We start from the raw sequence: 1,382 nt of genomic DNA on the forward strand, positions 1-1,382 counted from the left end.
CCTGTTGCCTCATGTCAATACCTCCGCGACGGGGAATACGTTGCGTCATTGGAAAACCTCCGGTTGGGTCGGCGGTTCCAGTCTTCGTTGACGCGTGGCTTTACGGGGGCTGGTTGTTTGGCGGTGGCCAGCGTTCCTAGCTGAGCGGTGAGGGCCAGGATCTGCCGGGACAGCGCCGCTGGCAGAACTTTCCGGTACTCGGCGTTCATCCGCAGCACCGCTTTCCTGTCGCTGTGGGGATCGGCGGTGGTGCGCTGATGCGGGGTGGCCGGTGCGTCATGGATCTTGGTCACCTTGGCCCCGTGACGGGTTTTGGAGACGAGTTTTTGCTGGGGAAGCAGGTAGTTGGTGAAGATACGGTCCAGCTCCCAGATCTGGTTCAGCAGCTCCAGCTCCGCGGCGGTGTCGTAGCGCAGGTAGCCGACCAGTTCGCGGACCCTGGACCAGTTCTTCTGTTCAACGTGGGCGCCGTCGTTCTTGTTGTAGGGCCGTGAGCGGGTGAAAGTGATCCGTTGCTCCTGACAGAAATCGAAGAGGTCGTTATTGATGAATTCGCTTCCATTGTCCGAATCGATGCCAATTACCGGGAACGGGAAGGCCGAGATGGCGTGCTGGAGGGCGGCGAAAACATGCTTCTGGGCCTTGTTGGGCACGGACCTGTTCACTGTCCACCCGGTGGCGATGTCCGTGACCGTGAGCGTGAAGCAGAACTGTCCGGAGTTGTTGGACCCCTCGTGAGCGACCAGGTCGATCTCGACAAACCCTGGCACCGCGTCATCCCACTGCGCCCAGGTACGGATGGGAATCTGGGACTTCAGCAGCGATCCCGGTTTGGTATGGGAACGCCCCCGCGGCAGCAGCTTTGCCCGTTCCCCGGCCAGGCGCCTGTCGATCGTTGCCGCGCTCATCCGCCCGAGCAGCCGCGCCTGGGCGTCCGTGATGTCCAGGGCTCTTTCGTTGCGCAGCATCGGGACGAGTTCGGGCATCACCGCTGCCAGCAGCTTACCGGCAGGAGCCCGCAGCACCGCCCAGCAGAACACCAGAGCCGGCTGAAGATCCGCCCCGTACACCGGCGACCGGCCGGGCCTGGCCGGTCTCGCCCGGGGAGGATCCAAAGCATGCCGCAACACCGCCCGCGCATAATCCCTGTGCCAGCCGGTCAGTTCCACGACCTCGTCCAGGATCCTTCCCTTCCGGACCCTGTCGCCCGCCCGATAGGACCGGGCCAGCTGCTTCGTCACGGCCTTCCGCTCAGCCATCGTCAATCCCATTCACCCGGCGTAACCCCCGTCCACTGACCGAGGCAACCGCCCACCCAGCCGGAGGATTATTAATGAGGCAACGTATCCCCCCTCGCGGAGGTTAATTACGAGTCAACGCGA

The 1,382-nt window shown here is 63.2% G+C and carries 1 protein-coding gene; it reads right to left on the reverse strand.

Annotated features, from left to right (window positions below; translation table 11 throughout):
• Positions 1-14 precede the first annotated feature (14 nt).
• Complete coding sequence (locus tag AC1DD7_RS24360) at positions 15-1,259, reverse strand: DDE-type integrase/transposase/recombinase (RefSeq protein ID WP_477516914.1); 1,245 nt, start codon at positions 1,257-1,259, stop codon at positions 15-17.
• Positions 1,260-1,382 lie beyond the last annotated feature (123 nt).

It is taken from the genome of Paenarthrobacter sp. 10L412, from assembly GCF_056395565.1.